We start from the raw sequence: 20,188 nt of genomic DNA, 5'->3' as shown, positions 1-20,188 counted from the left end.
TTAAAATTGATAGATTTATTAATCTAACCTAAATTAGGCACAATAGCATAATAAACAACATCATGATCTGTACAGTTTTCAAACCAATGCATATGACCCTCAGGACAGTAATGTACCTGACCAACACGCACTACTTCTGTTTTATCATCATAGTGCACTGTAAGCTCTCCACTTATTATAAACATTGTTTCAAACGAGTTTATATGCTTATGCTTACCACTTGAAGCACCAGGACGTAAAGTAGAATACATTATACGCACTTTATTATCAACATAGCTGCGAATGTCAAGTTTTCCTGTTCCTCCCTTAAAGCCTTCTATATGCTCTTCTGGAATTTTATCAAAATCTATAATCATAATGTCTCTTATCAAAAATTTCTTATTTAAAAAGAATTATATAGTTTTTAAAAATACTTTTTTTTTAGAATGTATATCTTAATCCTAACTGACCACGCCATCTACTATTATAATCAACATAATTACGGGCAACATGAGTACCATCAAACTTAAATACTCCCTTACCTTTATAGTTAAAAGGACTATAATAGCCATTAAAGTTATCGCCGTAAGTATGTCCCCAATCTTTATTTAAAAGATTTGCTACATTTATAATATCAAGACTTAGTTCTATACCATTGATATTATTACCTACTTTGAAACTAAATTTCTGAGCTATATGAAGATCAAAGTGGCTTTCAAAAGGCATATTATCTGCAAATCGTTCAAAAAATTCTCCACGATGATTTTTCATATAAGACTCAGACCCTAAATACTCTTTCATCAAAGCACGTTGCTGCTCTGGAGTAAGCATACCTGAGTATTTTGGTCCTAATACTTTAGTTATAAGTGGGTAAATATCCTTACTATTATCTACTCGAACATCGGTAGCAAACTTCATTTTATCTATTTGCTCATCTGTTGGGATAAAGAATGCATCATTACCAGTAGCATCATCTCCATTCATATCACCATACATTTCTATAGAATAAGGTGAGCCGCTACGACCTTGATAGATCATTCCTATTGTTGTTTGCCAAGCTTTCTTATAACCATACTGTAAATGATAATAAGCACTTGCTTGAACACGGTGAGGTACATTATAAGCACTAAATGTCAGCTCAGGATCATTAGGATTACGATATGTTGTATTAAAAGAAAAATTGCTTGCTGCAACAGAAGATGTTCCGCTATTAATACTCTTAGACCTCGTATAAGTATAACTTGCCATAAGATCTAATCCAAAGTTGAAATGCTTTTCTCCTTTTAAAGACAAACTTAAAGTATATCCCTTGTTAGTATTATATAGAGCATAAACATGGCTATAAGGAGTGCCTTTTGTAGTTTTTTCAAGCATAGGACGATTATCCCAGGTATAACCAGTCTCATCTCCGAAAGTCTTACCAGTAAGGTCATAAGCCAAATCCTTATAATAAATATCATTTAATGTCTTAGAATAAATAGCCTCTGCCGTCCAATCTATATCTAATAATCTTGCATCAAAACCAAGATTAAATTTTAAGGCCTGAGGCAGTTTAAACCTATCATCAAAGACATCTACTTCTTGGCTTCCTGAAGCTTTTAGCTTTTCTGCATTCGACAATTGTTTATTTGGATCAAGCACAAGTTTAATACCCTTAGGATTATTTACAGAATAAGTCGTTAGCTGAATACCTGTTTTTGCAAAATTATTACTTATCCAAACATATGGAACACGACCAGTAAACACACCTACTCCACCACGAAGAATAAAACGACGATCTTTATTTATATCCCAACGGAAACCTACTCGTGGGCTCCATAAAGGAGTACTTGATAATTTATGATTTGTACGAACTCCCCAATTATGCTTTGAAGCATAATCATTAAATCCAGAGTTTTCTTCAGGAGTATCAAAAAATAAAGGTATATCCACGCGCAAGCCATACGTAATCATTAATGATGGCATTATAGCCCACTTGTCTTGTGCATAGAAACCTAATTGACCTGCAGCAAAAGGTGTTCTCCAGCGTTTATCTCCTGTAACATCTACATTAGCCTGACCATACTTATAACTACGAAAATACTTTTCCTTATCATTGAAAGTATTTGCTACATCATCTTTATAGTATTTTTCAAAGCTTTTAAAATCATCAAACTGATAGGTTCCTGTATAATCTTGAATATATAAATTAGCAAACTTATAATATTCATCATGTGTACCAAATGTAAACGTATGATTTCCCTTATATATCGTCAAATTATCTTCAAAAGTATATATATCTTGATCCAATGAATTGGCTGCAGAGGAACGCTCATTACCTATGTTTATATTACCTCCATTATCTCTCACAGAAATACTTGGGAAAAAAGATCTTACATCACGCTTATCTCGTACACGAACATATGTAGCACGCACTTCATTGCTTATTGTGGGAGCAATACGACTATGAAGCTCTGCTGTTAAAGAATTGGTTACACTCTTAAAAGGATAAGTATATAAGTTGTCATTAATAGAAGTTGCTGAACTTACATTATTAAGTCGCTTTGCTACAACATTACTCCAACGAAATGAAAACTTATTAGCCTCATTAATATTCCAATCTATCTTAGCTCCTATCTTATTACTTTTAGTATAGATATCTGGATTAGAAAAACCTCCATCATATTCCACACCTTGCTTTTTAGCCATTTCTTTTATCATATCTAAAACAGAATTGGCTCTTTCTTTATTTACTCTTGACCCTTCTTGCCCATATCCATTAAGGTTAGGATATATCTTATTGGCATGCTCATAATTAACAAAGAAGAATAACTTATTCTTTATAATAGGTCCACCAAAAGTGAAACCTGCTTGATACTCATTCTGCTTATTATACTTTGGCGCATAACCTGTTCCGTCAGAAAAAGGATAAGAGCTTCCTATAAGATATTGATTATTACCAAAACCATATACGCTTCCATGAAAATGATTAGTACCACTCTTAGTGATGGCATTTATAGCACCACCAGTAAAACCACTCTGACGTACATCAAAAGGCGCAACATTTACTTGTATTTGCTCTATTGTTTCCATAGAAACAGGCTGACCTCCTGCCTGACCTCCATTAGATCCACTTGCAGCCAAACCAAACATATCATTATTCATCGCACCATCTATCATAAATGTGTTATAACGGTTACTAGTACCTGCAAACGAAATAGCACCATTAGATGATGTTGTTATTTGAGGGTTTAGACGAGCCACATCAGCAATACCATGAGTGATACTGGGCATTTCTGCAATTTGCTTTGAAGAGATAGCCTGTGCTGCACCTGTCTTTGTGCCGTTAAGCCCTGCATTACCTGTTACTACTACTTCTTGAAGCTCTTTAGAATCGTCTTCCATTCTGCAAGACAAATCTTCAGTTTCCCCCAACCGTAGATTAACATTCTTAAAAATCTTAGTCTTTTGACCAATGTAAGCTATTTCCACTTTATATGGACCGCCTACACGCATACCTTCGATGGAGAATCTACCATCAATGTTTGTGACTGCTCTGTAAATAGTTCCAGATGGTTGGTGCGTAGCTGTCACTGTTGCTCCAATCACATCCTCCCCTTGAGAAGTTACCTTACCACTAATTCCTGATGTTGTTATCTGTGCCATGGTAGTACTTACCATTGCAACTAACATTACAATCAGAAAGAACAATCTTTTCTGCATAGTTTAAAAAATTAAATGAAAATTATTAAAAGTGATTTTAATTCTTTTTGCAAATTTAGTAAAACAACTTTAAAAGCCGCTTATTTTTTTGTTAAATTGTTAAGTCCTTGAATAATATTATAAATAAAATAGTATTTGTCATTTTAAAACTCTATAACAAAAAAAGTGATGTAAGACACTATTATCATACACCACCTTCTTCGTCTTTTATGTCTATAAAAATATTATTTCTTTCTCTTTTTGTTAATTGTGCCATAGTTACAGCGCTAAGACCAGCTGTTTCTGTTCGTAATCGGCTATCTCCTAAAGTAACACTTTGAAAACCATTAGCCAAAGCCAAATCTACTTCTTCTATAGAAAAATCGCCCTCTGGCCCTATAAGTATAAGTACATCTCTTTCTAAAGCGTTACGTTTTGTTAGTAAAGAAAATAAATCTTTCTTTTTTATCTCCTCATAACAATGACATATAAACTTATTAGTAGAAGGCTTTTTAGTAGAAGATGTAGTAGCTGAAACTTTACGTATAAAGTCGCCAAACGAGGTCATTTCATTAACTATAGGTTTCCACCCCTTACGGCTCTGCTTCATAGCTGATATTATAATCTTTTCTATTCTATCAATACGTAACTGTTTGCGCTCAGAAAATCTACAGCTTAAAAATGTAATCTCATCTATCCCTATTTCTGTAACTTTTTCAGCTAACCATTCTATACGCCCAATATCCTTAGTAGGAGCTATGGCTAAATGAATATGCCCTCGCCAGTTTTTTTTCTGACAAAGGGTTTCTTTTATTGTATAAAAACAATGTTTAGCAGAAGTCATTGTCACTTGTGCCCGATAGAAATATCCTGCTCCGTCCATGAGGAAAAGCTCATCTCCCTGCTTCATACGTAAAACCCTAACAGCGTGAACCATCTCTTCTGCTGGCAGCTCCGTAGAATTTTTAACGTCGGGAACATAGAAAAATCTTACTTCTTTCATTTATTGTCTACAGATATTTGTTATGCCTTATCTTTACTCGTACGCTTATTTAGCTCATCTCTAATGAGTGAAGCTAACTCGTAATCTTCTAAAGCTATAGCCCTTTTAAGAGCACTGTTAAGCATATCACTATTTAGCGCATTTATAGGCAATGCTACGCGTTCTTTATTTATATTAATAGCACAGCTTTGCTGATTGAACAATTTCTCTTCAATATATATTTCAAGTTTAGCCACTAAAGCTAAAAGAATAGCATCAGAAGCACGTATGGAAGTATAGCTCAAATCATCTTTACTAATCAAATATACTTTATATTCACCATCTACAATTCCATTTATCAAAACCTCATAATGCTCATAACTCATCATAGGGTTAAGAGTACACAACACTTCAGGTAGCCAGTTAGTAGTATTCACTTTTCCTGCTAAACGCATAGACAATTCATGTTCTACATCCTCGTTGCACACAATAGCTATATGCCTATTCTTTTCCATATTCTCTAATATAATAAGGTAAAGATTACTGGAATCGACTAACTGGGTCAGACCTGAATATCTAAGTGGTATTTTATTCATTGAGCTTTCTTTGGACGAAAAATAATAGCAAATGATACACCTACTATAAGAGCATAACCAGCAAAAATAAACCAACATGCAGGCCAATCTCCCACTGTTATAGTATTATCTCCTATAGGCATGGCATGCGTATAAGCATTAATGACAGCCTGAGCAACGAGAGTTCCTATGGTCGCCCCTATACCATTTGTCATTAACATAAATAAGCCTTGTGCCGATGAGCGTAGTGAAGATTCTGTATAATGATCGACAAATAAAGAGCCTGAAATATTAAAAAAGTCGAAAGCTACACCATAAATTATCATTGATAAGATAAATAACAAGACACCGGGGAAACCTGGATTACCCAAACCAAACAACCCAAAACGTAATACCCATGCAAACATAGCTATAAGCATTACATTCTTTATACCATAATGCTTCATAAAGAATGGTATTAGCAAAATACAACAAGTTTCACTTACTTGTGAAAGGCTTATTAATATATTAGCATGCTGCACACCAAATGCTTGAGCATACTGTGGCTCGGCACCAAAACTAAATAAAAAAGGATTAGCAAAACTATTAGTTATCTGTAAACTAACACCTAATAACATCGAAAAAATAAAGAATATAGCCATTTTCTTTTCCTTGAACAAGGCAAAAGCACGAAGACCAAAAGCATCTATAAAACTTTTCTTATCTACATCCTTAGAAACCTTACAAGCTGGTAAAGTAAATGTATAAAAGAACAATATTATACTTACAACACCAGAAGTAACAAACTGGTTTTGATTACTTTGAAAACCTAATATATCTACTAACCACATTGTCAAAATAAAACCTATTGTCCCAAACACACGTATAGAAGGGAAAGCTTTAACTGTATCCATACCTGCATCGCTTAAAGCAGAATAAGCCACAGAATTAGACAATGCTAATGTAGGCATATAAAAAGATACTGACAAAGAATATAAACTAAAGATTATAGAAAACTCTGCGCGAACGCCGGCACTCAAGCCATAAGCGGCGGTACAAAACATAAACAAGCCTGCCAAGAAATGACAAATACCTAACAATCGTTGAGCCTGAACCCATCTATCAGCAATGATGCCCATAATAGCAGGCATAAAAATAGAGACTACCCCCTGCATAGAATAAAACCAACCTATATCACGACTAATACCAAGGTTACCAAGATACCTACCCATAGAGGTTAGATAAGCTCCCCACACTGCGAACTCTAAAAAGTTCATCAACGCTAAACGCACTTTCAAACTCATTTTTTATATGTTATTTATGATTTAATAAAAGTGATAGAATCATTATAAAACTTGTTTCGTTACAATAAAAACATTATTTAAACCCATTATCTTGCCAATGCAATACCTTAGTTTTAATTATGGGCTTAACACGCTCATAGTCCTTCTTTCCTAAAAGAGGGAAAGAATAATCCACTATTAGATCATTCTTTTTCTCCAATAAGGTGAAAACAACAAAATAAGGCGATAATAAACTTTTCAGCTCATTGTAAGTAGACTCTTGCATTGTGTCAGGCTTATCTGTATGCAAAGTTAAGTCTATTTTGCTATATTTTTGTATACACCAATCTGTAGAATATATATTAAGCTCACTATCAGAAGTGGGATAATTCCACGATTTTACTACTGCTATAGTGTTAGCATTTATTTTCTTTATTTGAAGATAAGTTTTATTATTCAATCTTACTTTCAAATAATTATCTGTCATTCTTTCTATTCTTGTGGTGTCGCCTAATAAGTTTTTTACAGGGACATAAGGCTTTTTCTTCACACCATCTATAAGGTCTGTACGTAAACTCTTATTAAGATAAGGTATTAGCCCTTTTGGCATATTAATCCAAATATCGCGCATAGATTGAGCTGAAACACAGCTACAACCCATATAAAACATAATAACTACAAATAATAATTTCATCAAAATAATAAGAATATTTTGTATCCAACCATTCTTTTAATAACCTTTCTTCTCCTATAGAGCTTTAAGGCTATAACTATAAAATCTGCACAAAGATACAAAAAAACTGGTATTTACTTTGCCTTTTCTATATTTTCCTTTACTTTTGCCAATAGAAAATAACGAAAGATACAAATATGAAATGTCCAGAATGTAATACAGAGATAAATGATAAAGAGCAATATTGTCCTAACTGTGGAGCTCCAATACCACATTCGGACAGCTACAAAGATGATAACCCACAGTTAGGTAAAGGCTTAGTTATCTTCATAGTAATAGGAACAATATTTCTTATTATCTTTGGTGTATTATATTATAACAATCATAAAAACGATCCAGAATACACACAAACAGCTATTGAGCCAGACTCTAACTTAGCAGAAAGCCATAATAGCAACCTTTCTACTGAACAAAAAGATACTACAACGCAAGATTCCAACGAAACAAAGGAGGAGGACGTTGCTGCTGAGAAAGTATTTAATAGTATTAGAAAGCAAACCATACCTCGACATATCAAAGAGGAAACTGAAGAAAAGAGCACTCACAATGGTGAAACAGATGATAAAACTCCTTCTACTGAAGAAAAAGAAGAGCCTAACAATATCAAGTCTACATCTAAAACAAATACAGAATCTATGACAGAATAAGTTAATGAGATTATAAGTCCTATATATATAATAAGGTGTAACACAAATACTCTTATCTTTTTATATGCCATTTTTTTAAAATAATGGCATATATTTTTTTTGTTATTTTCTTTTTATTGTTTCTACAACATCACATACTGTGAGTACTCCATTTGAAACCTTAAATCTAATATCTTTACCATCAAAAGACATACCATATACACGATTATCATCATGATGATATTGTGGACGAGGATCCTGCTTTAAGATCTCCCTCAACATTTCCATTTTTTTATTATCAAACTTCATGCCCCACTCTTTATCTATATCCACTCTCAATACATTCCATTTATACTCATCTGTAAACCCGCCACGAGCTTCTATATGGCTATCTACATACGATAGATAAGGTTTTATATCATATATAGGAGTACCATTCATTAAATCTGCACCTCTAACATCTATACTACTCTCCTTCACTTCTACTATCTTTACCGAAGACAACCCTAAACCATTGGGACGAAATGGAGATCTAGAAGCAAACACACCTACACGCCCGTTACCTCCAAGACGTGGTGGACGAACTGTAAGTTTAACACTTTCTTTAATAACTTTCTTTACCGGTTTATTAGCTGAAAAACCCCAAATAAGCCAAAGATAATCAAAATTCTCTATCCCACGAATAGCCTCTTTTTTATTATAAGGTGGTAACAACTCTATCGTTCCCATAATATTTTCCACAATACCACTCTGACGAGGAATACCAAACTTTGATGTCAGCGGAGAGTGAAAAACTGCAATAGGTTTTATTTCTTTCATGATTGCAAAGATAATATTTTACTTTTAATTGTTAGCTATTACTATCTTTTTTATCTATCTTTGTAGCCAATAGTAATAAAACAGGCAATTATAAATAAAAATCCAATCAATGGCGAATCAAGAAAAAACAAACATTGAGTTACCTGAAAACGCTTTTCATGAACTCAAAAAAGGAGAAGAATATGAACCTATTATGAAAAAAAATCAAAACTATCCCGAGGTTAGCACATGGTCTATAACATGGGGTATAGTTATGACAGTACTTTTTTCTGCCGCAGCCGCTTATTTAGGACTAAAAGTAGGGCAGGTTTTTGAAGCCGCTATCCCTATTGCTATTATAGCCATAGGGCTCTCTTCTGCCACCAAACGTAAAAATTCATTAGGCGAAAACGTTATTATTCAGAGTATTGGAGCTTGTTCCGGAGCTGTTGTTGCAGGCGGAATTTTTGTAATGCCTGCCATTTATATGCTCAACCTTGAAGCTGATTTCTTTAAAATATTCATTGCTGCGGCATTAGGAGGGGTATTAGGAATTCTTTTTCTTATTCCTTTCCGCAAATATTTTGTTAAAGAGCAGCATGGTAAATATCCTTTTCCAGAGGCAACAGCTACAACGCAAGTATTAGTAAGTGGTGAAAAAGGAGGAAGCCAAGCAAAACCTTTATTACTTGCAGGATTAGTTGGAGGGTTATACGACTTTATAATATCTACCTTTGGTTGGTGGAACGAAACAGTAACAACTCGTATTATAGGTCTTGGAGAAACTATTGCAGATAAAGCAAAATTGGTACTTAAAGTAAACACCGGTGCTGCCATCTTAGGTTTAGGATATATCATTGGCTTGAAATATGCCTTTATCATTTGCTGTGGCTCTCTAACTATATGGTGGGTAGTAGTGCCTGGTATGAACATCTTCTTTCACGATAGTGTACTTAACATGTGGGATCATAACATAACGCAAACCATCGGGCAAATGACTCCTGAACTTATCTTTAAGAGCTATGCACGCTCTATAGGTATAGGCGGAATAGCTATGAGCGGCATTATAGGTATAATCAAATCGTGGAAAATTATAAAAAGTGCAGTAGGATTAGCTGCTCGAGAAATAAAAGGAAAAGGTGCTGATAATGCAGAAATAATTCGTACACAGAGAGATATTTCTTTTAAGATAATTGCATTTGGTAGTATTGGCACACTTATCATTACCTTTCTGTTTTTCTATTTCGGTGTAATGAATTTTAATCTACTCCATGCCATAGTTGCCATTATTCTCGTCACTATCATTGCTTTCTTGTTCACTACCGTGGCAGCTAATGCTATCGCTATAGTAGGCTCAAACCCTGTTTCAGGAATGACTCTCATGACTCTAATCCTTGCTTCCGTGATAATGGTTGCAGTTGGCTTAACAGGTAAAGAAGGTATGTTGGCTGCTTTATTAATGGGAGGTGTAGTGTGTACAGCTCTTTCTATGGCAGGCTCGTTTATTACAGATCTCAAAATAGGATATTGGTTAGGCACAACACCTAAAAAACAAGAAACATGGAAATTTTTAGGAACAATAATTTCTGCAGCTACTGTAGCTGGAGTAATGATGGTTTTAGATAAAACTTATGGATTTAATACCGGCAAACTTGCTGCGCCACAAGCTAATGCTATGGCTGCTGTGATAAAACCACTTATGAGCGGGCAGGGAGCGCCATGGATACTATATGGCATTGGAGCTATAATAGCACTTGTTTTAGATCGCTGCAAAATACCAGCATTAGCCTTTTCTTTAGGTATGTTCATTCCTTTAGAACTAAACATACCACTACTTATTGGAGGAACTATAAATTGGTTTGTAACTTCTCGCTCAAAAGATAAAGCTATAAACACTGCTCGAAACGAAAAGGGTACACTTATAGCATCAGGATTTATTGCAGGAGGAGCATTAATGGGAGTTGTGTCTGCACTTATCAAGTTTGGAGGTATTGAGTTCGATTACGAAAACTGGTGGAGTAACCACCTTTCAGAGCTTTGTTCTATCATTGCATATATAGCTCTGATTAGCTATTTCATTATAGCTACAAAGAAAAAAGAGAAAACACAAAATTAAAAAAAACTATAAGCCTCTACCCTATCTACAAAGCATCATCTTTCTCTTTGCAAAAAATACTTCTGAAAGATAAGAAAGATGATGCTTTGCTTTTTAAAATAATCTATTTTTAGTGCATTTTTAATTTATTTTTCTTATAAAAATAAATTATTTTTAGTTTTCATAAGCCATTAATTAAAGCTAAACAAAACATCTTATACCTATATAGATATAAGATATTTTTTCTCTCTTATCCATCTTCTTATAATATACATTCAGCTGTTTACCACATTAATATATAACCATTACTTTTAGTAAAACATAATAGCTCTATTTTTTTACTTTGACTTATGCCTTTTATCATACTTCCAAAGTTGCAAACTATTAATAATATTTTGCCACAAAATATAACAACCGGGACCAACCGAAGATAATGGATTAAGATAAGAACTTGCTATCCAAATGGCAAAAGTAGTATTCTTTTGCCCTGCAGCCTGTCCTGCCTCAACCTTTCTATCAAAGTGTTTACCTATAAATCTTCCAATACCAAACTGGAAGATACAAACAACAAGAGATGATAAAGCTATTAATAAAAGCCAAAACTTAGAAATCTCAGCACTTATAATACTACGTATCGTTATCCCTGATACCGTCATTAAAACTACACACCACAGATAAAAAGCTAAATTTCTTTGCGAAAGAATCCAGATATAAAGCCATCTAAGAAAACAGCTATGCTTAGTAATATAGCCTAACAACATAGGCACAACAAGCACTATACTTACCTTATAACAAATAGAAAAGAAAGCTGTCCAAAAAGCTATATGCGTAGAAGGCTCAAGTAAAGGAAAAGAAAAAGGAATAAAGACAGCACTTAAAAAATTAGAAACAAAAGTAAAAGTAGTCATTTCCTCTAAATTTCCTCCCAACTTACTTGTTACTACTGCTGCTGCTGTTGCACATGGACATATAATACAGATAAAAACAGATTCTATCAAAACAAACAATGCTCCTTTTATGTTAAGAAGGTAGATTAATCCTAAAAGTAAAGCCATAAAAGCTATTTGAGCAAGGATAACATTAATATGCCACAAAGTAAACTTCAATTTACGATAATCTACCTTACAAAAAGTAACATACAAAACAAGAAACATAAGTACAGGCATAGATATTTGCACTATTGGTTCAAATATCAAACCTACATTTGTTAAAATAGGAATATAAGCAAAAAGCACATAAACAACAATACCTACTGTTATGGCTATAGGTAATGAGCAAGACCTTAAAAATATCAAAAACTTATCCATATCTCTTATAAATACAATTATACAAAAGTACAAAGAAAGAGATTAAAATAGTATTATATTAACAAAAATCCTATTTGCTAAAAGAGAATAATATAAAAACGACTGTAAATCATTTTTATTATAAAAAGGCTATTCACTAAAATAAGTAAATAGCCTTTCAATTTCTAAATATGTATAGGAATTGTTATTCCACTACAACAAATACGTCTTTGCCTAAACCACAAATAGGACAAACCCAATCTTCTGGAATATCCTCAAAAGGTGTTCCTGGAGCAATTCCGCCATCTGGATCACCTACTTCTGGATCATAAACATAACCACATGGTTCGCATTCATACTTTTTCATAATGTTCTCTTTTAAATTATACATAATGTTTACAATACAAAGATATACTTAAAACTACAATCTAACAAAAGAATAGATGTTTTTTTACAATAAATCTTTATCACTTGCTTTCAATTCTACTAAATTTCTCCTTTTTAAACAAAGGCTAATACATTTACTTCGGGTAACAAATTTGAAAACTTTTCTATAAAAAAACACATATATATACCTGCCTCATAACAGATGCTTAATTACCTACTATTTAGTATGTATTGTCTTAATAATCACCTAATTGCGTTAAAACTATCGATTTTATGCAAATATTAGAACGATTTTAATTAACTTTGCATCTTAAAGAAATAAAGACCGAATTAATAAAATGACAACAACTGAAAGTAATACTAATGAGGAGAAGCGTACACTAAGCTTTGTAGAACAACTTGTAGAAGAAGATTTGGCAAAAGGAAAAAATGGAGGACGAATACAAACACGTTTCCCTCCAGAGCCAAATGGTTATCTGCATATAGGACATGCAAAAGCTATTTGCATGGATTTTGGTGTAGCTGAACACTATAATGGAGTTTGTAACCTCCGCTTTGATGACACTAACCCAAGCAAAGAAAACAATGAATATGTAGAAAACATATTAAACGACATCAGATGGTTAGGATTTAAATGGGGCAATATTTACTATGCTTCCGACTATTTTGAGAAGTTATGGGATTTTGCTATATGGATGATAAAAAAAGGATTAGCTTATATAGATGAACAAGGCGCAGAGGAAATAGCTAAACAAAAAGGTACACCTACCACTGCTGGTATAGCTTCGCCTTATCGTGATCGGCCTATAGAAGAAAGTCTTGCTCTATTTGAAAAAATGAATACGCCTGAAGCTATTGAGGGCAGTATGGTGTTACGTGCAAAACTTGATATGTCGAATCCTAACATGCATTTTCGCGATCCTATTATTTATCGTATTATTCATATACCACACCACAGAACAGGAACTAAATGGAATGCTTACCCTATGTATGACTTTGCACATGGACAAAGCGATTACTTTGAAGGCGTAACTCACTCTATTTGTACGCTTGAATTTGTTCCTCATCGTCCATTATACGACAAATTTATAGATTTCTTAAAGGAAAAAGATGGAACAGATAATCCTTTAGACGATAACCGCCCACGGCAGATAGAGTTTAATCGTCTTAATCTTACATACACTGTAATGTCTAAACGTAAGCTACATCAGCTTGTTGACGAGCATTTTGTAAACGGCTGGGACGATCCTCGCATGCCTACTATATGCGGAATGCGACGTAGAGGATATTCTCCTGAAAGTATTAGACACTTTATCGACTCAATAGGCTATACAAAATTTGATGCCCTAAATGATGTAGCGTTACTTGAAGCATCTGTCAGAGAAGATCTTAATAAACGTGCTACACGTGTAAGTGCTGTAATAAACCCTATCAAATTAGTTATTACCAACTATCCTGAAGGACAGACTGAAGAAATGGAAGCTATTGACAATCCTGAAGACAATAATAGTACAAAGCATACCATTACTTTCTCAAAGAATTTATGGATTGAGCGAGATGATTTTATGGAAGATGCTCCTAAAAAGTTCTTTAGAATGGCGCCAGGTAAAGAAGTCAGACTAAAAAATGCTTATATAGTAACATGTACAGGATGCACAAAGGACGCAGATGGTAATATTATAGAGGTACAAGCAGAATACGACCCTAATAGCAAAAGTGGCATGGAAGGGGCTAACAGAAAAGTGAAAGGTACACTACATTGGGTAAGTGCTGATCATTGCTTGAAAGCAGAAGTAAGACAATACGACCGATTATTTAGTGTAGAGAATCCTTCAGCAGATGAACGCGACTTTCGTGAACTAATAAATCCAGAAAGCCTCAAGATTAATAATAATTGCTATGTAGAAGAATATCTTGCTGAAAAGAAACCTGGCGATTATTTACAATTTCAGCGAATAGGCTATTTTATGCTTGATACTGACAGCTCTCATAACCACTTAGTATTCAACAAAACAGTAGGTTTAAAAGACAATTGGGCTAAAAAAGCTAACAAATAAATAATAACTTATACTTAACACAAAGAAATAAACATATTGGACAAATACTATCAAACAGCTAAATTTAAGGCAATTCTAAACACTTACAATGAGTTGCTAAAGGGTAATAACAGTGGGACTCTTGATGCAGAAGACCTTACTGATATTTGCGAATATTATCATTACAAAGGAATGATGAAAGAAATGATGTATACCCTAAATTATGCTATTAATATATTCCCGGGAGCAGTAGCGCCTCTTGCTCTAAAAGCAAGGATAGAGCTTTTTAATAATAACGACATTAAGGCAGCCCTAACCTTAGCTGAAGAAATAGAAGATACTAATGACATAGAGTATATATACCTTATGGCAGAGATTTTGCTTTCACAAGATAAAGTAAATGAGGCTAACAGTTTTATAGAAGATAGGTATAACAACATTTTCGAACAACAAGAAAAAGATGAATACGCTATAGACATAGCAAACTTCTTTCTTGACTATTCAATGCCTTTATTAGCCAAAGCTTGGTTATCAAAAACAAATCAAAAAGACACAAAAGATTTTCATGAAGCAAGTGCTAGGCTATTAAAAGAAGAAGGTAAATACGAGGAAAGTGAAACTATTTATAATCACTTACTTGACAACAACCCTTACTCTATTGAGTATTGGAACGAACTTTCACAGAACCAAATCCTTCATAAAGATTATAATGGCGCAGTAAATTCCTGCGAATATGCTATTGCTATTAATCCTGAAGATGAAGACGCCATACTCAATAAAGCAACCGCATTATTTGCTTTAAACAATTATGATGATGCTCTAAAGTGCTATTACCGATACAAAGAAATTGTCTCCTTTGGAGATACCAGCTCTGTGGATATAACAATTGGACATATTCTTCTCTATCAAGGAAAAGAAAAGGAGGCTAAAAATTATTTTGAGCATGCCTACATGGTATCAGAAGATAAGCCTAACACTATGATACACATTGCTATATCGTCGTTTGAAAATGGCTATACTAATTATGCATATAACACTTTAAAGGCTGTTATTGGCAATTGTGATGAAAGGTGGAAAACAGGTTATGCCTATTTAGCACGATGCTGTTATGAATTAAAGTTAGAAGACGAGTTTAAAAAATATCTTGCCGTTGCTATAAAACGTAATCCTGATGAAAGCGTAGATCTTTTAGCTGATCTCTTCCCTGATGGAACTGATCCAAACAACTACCCTACCACACCTCTCTTATAATCTATCAAACAAAAAATAAATCTAAGAACTATTATGGGATTTATATCTTCGCTACTTTCTCAACTTAATTATGGATATATCTTTTTATTAATGTTATTAGAAAGTACTGTCATACCTGTACCATCTGAATTAGTAGTAGCTCCTGCTGCCTACCACGCAGCTAATGGCAATCTTAATGTATGGTTAGTTATTCTCTTTTCAACCTTAGGGGCAGCCATAGGGGCAAGTATCAACTACCTTGCAGGATACTACCTTGGACGACCCATTATCTATAAATTTGCGAATAGCAAGTGGGGACGTGCTTGCCTTCTAACTCAAAATAAAGTAGAAAAAAGTGAGAAATATTTTGATACTCATGGTATGGTAGCCACTATTACAGGACGCCTCGTACCCGGAATCAGACATCTAATTTCTATTCCTGCAGGACTTGCTAAGATGTCATATTGGAAATTTTTATTATATACCATCATCGGAGCGGCTATTTGGCATAGCATCTTAGCTGCTTTAGGCTATTATATGCACAGCTTTGTTCCAGAAAACCAACTAAATAACAAAATAGAAGAATATGGCGAATATATCAAAATAGTCATCTTAATATTAGTAATAGCGGCATTATTATATATTACTATAAAATGGTATATAAAGCATCGCAAATCAAAATAATACTTTAAACATAAAAATGGCTGTAAATGAAAAATATATAGGAGACATTATAGGTGAAAATCTCCTATCAGACGAAGAAGAAGTTCAACTATCAAATCGCATAAAGATAGGTGATGCTAAGGCTTTAGAAAAACTAACTAAAGCTAATCTTACTTTTGTAGTATCCATTGCACACCAATACAAAGAACAAGGTTTAGATGAAGACGACTTAATTAGTGAAGGGAATATAGGAATGATGTATGCTGCACAAAAATTTGATGGATCTAAAGGAATACGTTTTGTCAAATTTGCTGCGCCATATATCCGCAAAGCAATTGAGAAATCTATAAAGGAGCAAACCACATTATATAAAGTACCTAAAAAAGAAAATAAACTTTTTGAAAAAAAACGTGCAAAACCTGTTTCCTTAGACCAGCCAATACCTATAGGAAGTAATAATAAACTTACTTTACAAAACCTTATTCCAAATAATAACAACAAAGACACAGACGACAGTGTAAATAGCAATATACTAAATACTATACTAATGCAAAGTATAAATTGCTTAAACGAACGTGAAAAAGCTGTAATAACACAATTGTATGGAATAAATGGTACGTCATTAACAATGGCAGAAGTAGCCACCTCTTTAGGCTTAAAACGTGAACGTGTTAGACAAATTCGCAACACAGCTCTACGAAAACTATATCGTAAAATGCGATAACTAAAAAATAGATAATTCTACACTTTACTATTACACGTCATATAAAACTTTCTTTATAACATATATATATTACATATAAATATTAATCTTATTTAAACAGCTTTGCCAAAAAACTTGGCGTATATCCTTTTATACTTTTTATAACCTCCTCAGGAGTTCCTTGTGAAAGTATACGTCCTCCACATTTTCCCCCTTCAGGTCCCATATCTATAACATAATCCGCCATCTTTATAACATCAAGGTTATGTTCTATAATAAGTACTGTATTCCCCTTATCTACAAGTGTCTGTAGAACTTCCATTAATATGCGGATATCTTCAAAATGCAAACCCGTAGTAGGCTCATCAAGAATATAAAGTGTATTGCCTGTATCACGTTTTGATAATTCTGTTGCAAGTTTTACACGCTGACTCTCTCCTCCTGAGAGAGTTGTAGAACTTTGTCCAAGCTTAATATATCCTAATCCTACATCTTGCAATGTTTTTACTTTAGGTAATATTTGCGGAACACTTTCAAAAAAATCTACTGCAGTGTTTACAGTCATATCTAAGACATCTGCTATTGATTTTCCTTTAAAACGCACTTCTAATGTTTCGCGATTATAACGTTTACCATGACATTTCTCACAAGGTACTATTACATCAGGTAAGAAATTCATTTCTATTGTTTTGTATCCATTACCTCCACATGCTTCACAACGTCCACCTTTCACATTAAAAGAAAATCGTCCTGCTTTATATCCACGTATTTTTGCTTCAGGAAGTCCTACAAAAAGCTGACGAATATCCCCAAACACGCCTGTATAAGTTGCAGGATTTGAACGCGGAGTGCGTCCTATAGGGCTCTGATCTACGTCTACCACTTTATCTATATTATCTATTCCCTCTATTTTATCATACGGCATAGGCTTTTTTAAAGAGCGATAAAAATGATGTGAAAGAATAGGTTGTAATGTTTCATTAATAAGAGTACTCTTTCCTGACCCTGACACGCCACTCACTACAACAAGTTTTCCTAAAGGCAATTCTAAGTCTACTTTTTTCAAATTATTTCCTCTACAACCTATGAGTTTTATTGTTTTTCCATTCCCTTTTCTGCGCTCTTTTGGTATAGACAGCCTTCTTTCGCCATTTAAGTATTGAGCAGTTAAGGTATGCGTTTTAAACATTTCTGCTGGTGTTCCTTGAAAAACTACCTCCCCTCCTTTACGCCCTGCTTTTGGACCTATATCAATAATCCAGTCTGCTGCCCGCATCATGTCTTCATCATGCTCCACTACAATAACAGTATTACCAAGATCCCTTAATTCTTTTAAAGAATGTATTAACCTTTCATTATCTCTTTGATGTAATCCTATAGATGGCTCATCAAGTATATAAAGCACATTAACAAGTTGTGATCCTATCTGTGTTGCTAAACGAATGCGCTGACTTTCCCCACCTGAGAGCGAACCACTTTGACGATTAAGCGAGAGATAATCTAAGCCTACATCTAATAAAAAGTCAATGCGTTTACCTATCTCTTTAATTATTTCTGTAGCAATGCTTTTTTGCTTTTCATTAAGATGTTCTTCTATATGCTCTACCCAGTTTTTTAAGTCTACTATATCCTTATTTGCTAATGTTGCAATATTACTATTCCAAAGCCTATATGATAATGCTTCTCTATTAAGACGCTGTCCTTTGCACTCTGGACATTCTATCTCCGAGATAAACTGATCTGACCATTTTTTCCCTACTAAAGAATCTTCAGCTTCAATAACTGCTCGCAAATATTTTATTACCCCATCAAATTCAACAAAATAATCCGATGAAGTCAGAACTATTTCTTTTGCTATTTTTATCTTCTCTATAGACCCATTTAATATTTCATCTAAGCACTCTTTAGAAATATCTTTAACCGCTGTTTTTAATGTATAACCGAACTTTCTTAATATTGCTTCTATCTGCCAAAATATCATTTGCCTCTTATATCTCCCTAATGGGATAATAGCTCCTTCGTATATACTTAACTCTCTATTAGGTATTACCTTTTTAATATCTATTTCATTAACATATCCTAAACCTTTACAACAAGGACATGCGCCTTCAGGAGAATTAAATGAGAAAATATTAGGTGCTGGATTTTTATAAGCTATACCAGTAACAGGATCCATTAACCTTTTAGAAAAGAATTTAGCCTCATTCGTCTCTTTATTTAAAATCATAATTAGACCATCACCTTGCTTCATTGCAATAGAAATTGTTTTTTCTAATCGTTCATGTAATGTGTTTGTACACATTCCGCTGAGATCCATTTTATCAACAACTACCTCTATGTTATGGTTCTTATAACGGTCTACTTTCATTCCACGTGTTATTTCTAACACCTCTCCATCTACTCGAACATAAAGATACCCTTTACGGCGCATTTGTTCAAACAGCTCTCTATAATGACCTTTACGATTTCTAACAAGTGGAGCGAGAATAAATATCTTCTTATCAGAATAGTGGTTAATTATCATATCTATAACTTTTTCCTCTGTGTATTTCACCATCTTTTCTCCACTAATATATGAAAAAGCCTCTCCTGCACGTGCAAATAACAAACGTAAATAATCATAAATTTCTGTAGTAGTGCCTACTGTCGAACGCGGATTCTTATTAGTCGTTTTTTGCTCTATAGCTATTACAGGCGACAAACCTATAATATTATCTACATCTGGACGTTCTAAATTACCAAGAAAATTGCGTGCATACGCTGAAAATGTTTCTATATATCTACGCTGTCCTTCTGCAAATATAGTGTCAAAAGCAAGTGAACTTTTTCCTGATCCAGACAATCCTGTTAATACGGTTAGTGAGTTTCGTGGTATTATTACATCTACATCCTTCAGGTTATGCACGCGCGCACCTAAAACTTCTATTTTTTCATTCATTGTTTTCTTTTAATCTCCTTTATTTTATATATATCTAAGCACCTGTACAAATAGAACTTTTAATTTTAATCATACAATTTATTATCGCTCTAACTAAGTAAAACTATGTTTGGTAAGATATAAGATAACTAAACAAAATCTATTTGTAATAAGATTTTATGCCTCTTTTATTTATATAATTGTACAAAATTACAAAAAATAGTTCTTCTATAAT

16 protein-coding genes are annotated in these 20,188 nt (G+C 33.7%); 6 read left to right on the top strand and 10 right to left on the bottom strand.

From position 1 onward, the window contains the following. Nucleotides 1–23 precede the first annotated feature (23 nt). The 6 genes from AC1DCD_RS00740 to AC1DCD_RS00715 form a co-directional block, all read right to left on the bottom strand. Nucleotides 24–356: a cupin domain-containing protein gene (locus AC1DCD_RS00740; protein WP_036856306.1), complete on the bottom strand. Its 333-nt coding sequence runs from the start codon at nt 354–356 to the stop codon at nt 24–26. Between the two features lie 64 nt (nt 357–420). Further along, entirely contained in the window at nt 421–3,681 is a 3,261-nt protein-coding gene (locus AC1DCD_RS00735) for a TonB-dependent receptor (protein ID WP_464639661.1), read from the bottom strand. A 184-nt stretch (nt 3,682–3,865) separates the two neighbouring features. Then, nucleotides 3,866–4,663 carry an RsmE family RNA methyltransferase gene (locus tag AC1DCD_RS00730; protein ID WP_464639663.1) on the bottom strand — a complete coding sequence of 266 codons (798 nt, stop codon included), beginning with the start codon at nt 4,661–4,663 and terminating at the stop codon, nt 3,866–3,868. A gap of 20 nt (nt 4,664–4,683) precedes the next feature. Further along, a complete protein-coding gene (locus AC1DCD_RS00725) occupies nt 4,684–5,238 on the bottom strand; it encodes a bifunctional nuclease domain-containing protein (protein ID WP_464639665.1) in 555 nt (184 codons plus the stop codon). Next, nucleotides 5,235–6,500, bottom strand: a complete 1,266-nt coding sequence (locus AC1DCD_RS00720; RefSeq protein ID WP_353585764.1) for an MFS transporter — start codon at nt 6,498–6,500, stop codon at nt 5,235–5,237. The genes AC1DCD_RS00725 and AC1DCD_RS00720 overlap by 4 nt, the downstream gene beginning before the upstream one ends. Nucleotides 6,501–6,573: 73 nt before the next feature. After that, on the bottom strand, nt 6,574–7,173 hold the full coding sequence (locus AC1DCD_RS00715) for a DUF3256 family protein (RefSeq protein WP_464639667.1): 600 nt from the start codon (nt 7,171–7,173) through the stop codon (nt 6,574–6,576). A gap of 176 nt (nt 7,174–7,349) precedes the next feature. On the opposite strand from AC1DCD_RS00715, the gene AC1DCD_RS00710 reads away from it, so the two are divergent. Then, the gene (locus tag AC1DCD_RS00710) at nt 7,350–7,859 is read left to right on the top strand and encodes a zinc ribbon domain-containing protein (RefSeq protein WP_464639669.1); all 510 of its coding nucleotides are present in this window, start codon (nt 7,350–7,352) and stop codon (nt 7,857–7,859) included. A 102-nt stretch (nt 7,860–7,961) separates the two neighbouring features. Here the strand turns inward: AC1DCD_RS00710 and tsaA are convergent, their stop codons facing one another. After that, a complete protein-coding gene (gene tsaA, locus AC1DCD_RS00705) occupies nt 7,962–8,657 on the bottom strand; it encodes a tRNA (N6-threonylcarbamoyladenosine(37)-N6)-methyltransferase TrmO (RefSeq protein WP_060932871.1) in 696 nt (231 codons plus the stop codon). Between the two features lie 109 nt (nt 8,658–8,766). On the opposite strand from tsaA, the gene AC1DCD_RS00700 reads away from it, so the two are divergent. Then, a complete protein-coding gene (locus tag AC1DCD_RS00700; protein WP_464639671.1) occupies nt 8,767–10,752 on the top strand; it encodes an OPT family oligopeptide transporter in 1,986 nt (661 codons plus the stop codon). Between the two features lie 317 nt (nt 10,753–11,069). Here AC1DCD_RS00700 and AC1DCD_RS00695 read toward each other — a convergent pair whose 3' ends face one another. Continuing rightward, the gene (locus AC1DCD_RS00695) at nt 11,070–12,038 is read right to left on the bottom strand and encodes a transporter (RefSeq protein ID WP_464639673.1); all 969 of its coding nucleotides are present in this window, start codon (nt 12,036–12,038) and stop codon (nt 11,070–11,072) included. Between the two features lie 184 nt (nt 12,039–12,222). Next, nucleotides 12,223–12,384 (bottom strand): rubredoxin, encoded by a 162-nt coding sequence (gene rd, locus AC1DCD_RS00690; protein WP_019036446.1) that lies wholly within the window; start codon nt 12,382–12,384, stop codon nt 12,223–12,225. 358 nt (nt 12,385–12,742) lie between these two features. Here rd and AC1DCD_RS00685 point away from each other — a divergent pair, with 358 nt between their 5' ends. The 4 genes from AC1DCD_RS00685 to AC1DCD_RS00670 are packed head-to-tail and all read left to right on the top strand — an operon-like array spanning nt 12,743 to nt 17,057. Beyond that, nucleotides 12,743–14,461, top strand: coding sequence for a glutamine--tRNA ligase/YqeY domain fusion protein (locus tag AC1DCD_RS00685; RefSeq protein ID WP_464639675.1), 1,719 nt, complete (start codon nt 12,743–12,745; stop codon nt 14,459–14,461). A gap of 36 nt (nt 14,462–14,497) precedes the next feature. After that, nucleotides 14,498–15,691 (top strand): tetratricopeptide repeat protein, encoded by a 1,194-nt coding sequence (locus AC1DCD_RS00680; RefSeq protein WP_464639677.1) that lies wholly within the window; start codon nt 14,498–14,500, stop codon nt 15,689–15,691. A gap of 33 nt (nt 15,692–15,724) precedes the next feature. Further along, nucleotides 15,725–16,354, top strand: a complete 630-nt coding sequence (locus AC1DCD_RS00675; RefSeq protein ID WP_008447571.1) for a DedA family protein — start codon at nt 15,725–15,727, stop codon at nt 16,352–16,354. A 16-nt stretch (nt 16,355–16,370) separates the two neighbouring features. Beyond that, nucleotides 16,371–17,057, top strand: a complete 687-nt coding sequence (locus tag AC1DCD_RS00670; protein WP_464639679.1) for a sigma-70 family RNA polymerase sigma factor — start codon at nt 16,371–16,373, stop codon at nt 17,055–17,057. Nucleotides 17,058–17,145: 88 nt separating this feature from the next. Here AC1DCD_RS00670 and uvrA read toward each other — a convergent pair whose 3' ends face one another. After that, entirely contained in the window at nt 17,146–19,974 is a 2,829-nt protein-coding gene (gene uvrA, locus AC1DCD_RS00665) for an excinuclease ABC subunit UvrA (protein WP_464639681.1), read from the bottom strand. Nucleotides 19,975–20,188: the final 214 nt, after the last annotated feature.

The organism is Prevotella sp. C0209C1, from assembly GCF_056583855.1.
This window is presented reverse-complemented; position numbering and strand designations above follow the sequence as displayed.